Here is a 3,277-nt window from a genome sequence, read left to right on the forward strand (position 1 = left end):
TATTCTCACTATTGCTTTCCTTACCAACGCTTCATAGGGAGTAAGCCCTCCACGGTATCAGCTTACAACGTTGAATTATATCTATTATGGAATGAACTTAGGTGCTTCCTGTAAGCCTGTTAGCCGTTCATATGCCTGTAACATATCATGGATTTTCATATTAATCAGTCTTACTCATCCACTGCTAACCTCACATTAGGTGATATACACATTTCTATGTATTGCCATTCTAGACCCGTACATTCAGAAGTTCGTTAGCTTAACCTTTTACTGTAGGTTCTTTTGCATTCTCACCTTACTCATTCAACTCAAGCATCATGATTTACACCACCCCCTCGGGTAGGCTTTCGTCAGCCGAACTGATACGGTAAATTCTTACGCCTTCTTTGCCGAGCTTATAACACTATCATTCTTACTAAATCAAGTACTATTCGACGCAGAGAGAGCCCTTCAAGGCGTTACTCTTTCATTTGACTCTTCGATATAATCCTTCAATTCCAGAAGGAATTGTCTAACTTTTATCTGGGTAATGTGACCACTCCCAAGTTAGGTTAGAAACGTTTCGCACAACTATATGGCCCGTTTGCTTAATAAAAAAATCCTGCAATACAGGATTTTTGATCAAACATTTACAAACGGTTCGATTATTTCAAAACGGTGTAGGGGAAAGCTTCACAACTTTTTTATAAACATCATGACTTTATTTTAAACAACGCATCTTTTTTATAAACACCACGATTTTTTTCAAATCAACAATTTATTAGGGGAAAAAAACTCTAAGCAAATTGTGATATGAAGAAAGTTCTAATATGGAGAAATAGATTAGGAATATACAGTAATTTATCCCCTTATGAAATTATTATATATATAATATAATCATTTTGTAATATTTTACCATATGGGGGAGAGTGATAAAAAATAGAAATTTATAATTTAGGTTATTACTTATAATTAATGAAAGTGTTAATGCAAAAAAACTTCCTGCTTTGGGGTAATGAAAAAAGTTATTTTACATGGTGCGAGGTTTCATACTGATTTTTTTTGGAAATAAGAAATGGAGGAAGGATAATGAAAAAGTACTACAAATTTGCAGCCTTACTTTTCACGTTATGCATGTTTTTTGCCGCTCCAGTTGAAATGGAGGCTAAAGTAAATTCCTCTTCAGAAGTTACGGAAAAAGAAAAAAATGAAATCAATCAAACGAAACCAGAATTATATTTTATTCCAACGAGTGATCCCGAAAAAGCAGATGAAGTTATTAGCCAACTGAAACAAGGGAAATCTCCGGAAACATTAGGGCTAATATCAAGTCAAAAGCATAGCCCCAGAGAACAAATGCTGGAGCAAATGAATTCAGAGGTTAAGAAAAATGCGGTTACGATAATGAAGGAAAGGACAGATAAGGGAAAAGATTCCGTTATGAAGAATTCCATTACTGCTTCAGATGGAGATGATTGGACCCCCCCTTCATTTCAGTACGATGATATAACATTTGATTCCTGTGTGGAGAATGAAAAGGCAGCATCAGGTTGGATTAAAAACCGTTATTCTCAATGTTGGTCGAGCTACGTTGTGTATAGCGATCCAGCCGGATGTGGTCCAAGTTGGTTTCCATTTGGTTGTGACTGGGTTGCCTTTCGAGTAACCGTTATTGCAAATGGATATAACGGATTTCGGGGAGTTACTTACAATTATACAATAGACGATATTGATACAGACTTTGACAGCAAAGGATGGCGAGGTTCAAAAGTTACCCTCAGCACGGAATGTGACGGTATTTCTGAAATCCGTGATTGCATCGGTGCGGATGAAAATGTCACAAGAACATTGGCAAACTGGGAATCAAGCAGTCATTACCAGTTTTATATTACATCTGATGCCCCACCAATTACGAATAATAATAAGGATCAGGTAAGTTACATGGATATGTGGCCAAGAATAACTGTAGATCCACCTAGTAAAAAATATCCTCCTCTGACGAATGATGGTCCAAAAGAAACCATTCGAATGGACTCAGCCGATTATCTGTTTACTCCTGGCTTTTCTAAAAGAGAAGGGGCTATCTTTGCGAATTTCATACCTACCTTTACCTATGATATGAATGATCCGTACTTTAATATTATGAAAGAAGCTTTTCAGCATCATAAAGACGCCTTGACCTCTGAAGGGAGCTTAATCCCAGGGATGGAGCCTAAGCCTCCACTCACTCGAATTTATTCTGCATATGACAGAGAACAATATAACAAGAATACCAATGCCAAAAATCAAGCATGTAAGAATCTCAATAAGCCGGAAGGATATGAATGCGATGAATTTCCTTTTGCCAGCACATATGAAGGAGCCGGCAAGGGTGATGGCAGGTTTTCTGTACGATACATTCCCAGAGATGCAAACAATACTCATGGGCGCTGGCTTGCAGCATGGTATGCATATAATCGAATTTTACACAAAGATTCATTTTATATAGGATTTAATGAGTAATAATATTCATAATTAAAGTGTATGTTGCCTTCTATTCATAAAAGTCACTCACATATAGTTGGAATAGCTTGTAAAACGCAATCTTAATTGGTTGCGTTTTTTGTCTAGCCATTTTCCTAGTTTACATCCTAACCTACAAATAATCAATTCAATCTGAGCCAAAATACCAGCAACAATTAATGAAATGATCCAACCAATCCCCTTTTTACTCCCCCCTTCACTTTCCTTATAACAATACAAATCGGAAAGCAAAAAGGTTCATTTTATTTCAAAAAGAATATTCAGTAACATCTGAGTTTTTCTTTACCTACTAATCCGTTATTTCAACGAACCACAATCGAGTAGGAGGGGGTGACTAACCCCCGACCTCTCACACCACCGTACGTACCGTTCGGTATACGGCGGTTCAATTAAGTTTGACGTAGAAATTCATATCTTTGATATAAACTTTTAAGCCCACGGGAACTCCAATAGGAGTTATCAAGGGTTTTGTGTAGAATTGGACTACAGGCGATTCTCCAATATTTCTTTCTTGAGTTTCCCCATTCGTATGCCTTGTTATCAGGAACACCTAAACCTTTTAGTTTTCTAACTCTTGTTTTAGGTGTTTTCCATTGTTTCCATTCAACCATACGAAGTCTTCTTCTTATCCACTCTTCAAATTCTTTGAACTTACTTGGTGTATCAGCTAAAGCGAAGTATCCGCACCACCCTGTTAGATATTGGTTTAGTTTTTCAATTCTAACTTCCATAGGACTAGGTTTTGAACGAGATGTGATCTGTCGTATCCTAGACT

General features: G+C 37.0%; 2 protein-coding genes. One reads left to right on the forward strand and one right to left on the reverse strand.

From position 1 onward, the window contains the following. Positions 1 to 1,068 precede the first annotated feature (1,068 nt). A complete protein-coding gene (locus tag WQ54_RS17515) occupies positions 1,069 to 2,481 on the forward strand; it encodes a NucA/NucB deoxyribonuclease domain-containing protein (RefSeq protein WP_046585911.1) in 1,413 nt (470 codons plus the stop codon). 410 nt (positions 2,482 to 2,891) lie between these two features. Here WQ54_RS17515 and WQ54_RS17520 read toward each other — a convergent pair. After that, on the reverse strand, positions 2,892 to 3,277 hold a 386-nt coding region (locus tag WQ54_RS17520; RefSeq protein ID WP_331435134.1), incomplete at its 5' end, for a group II intron maturase-specific domain-containing protein.

Source organism: Bacillus sp. SA1-12 (assembly GCF_000981385.1).
Taxonomy (GTDB): Bacteria; Bacillota; Bacilli; order Bacillales; family Bacillaceae; genus Metabacillus.

Excerpts from the sequence above, each read along its gene's own strand:
- WQ54_RS17515 (WP_046585911.1), top strand. The coding sequence starts at position 1,069 with ATGAAAAAGTACTACAAATTTGCAGCCTTACTTTTCACGTTATGCATG.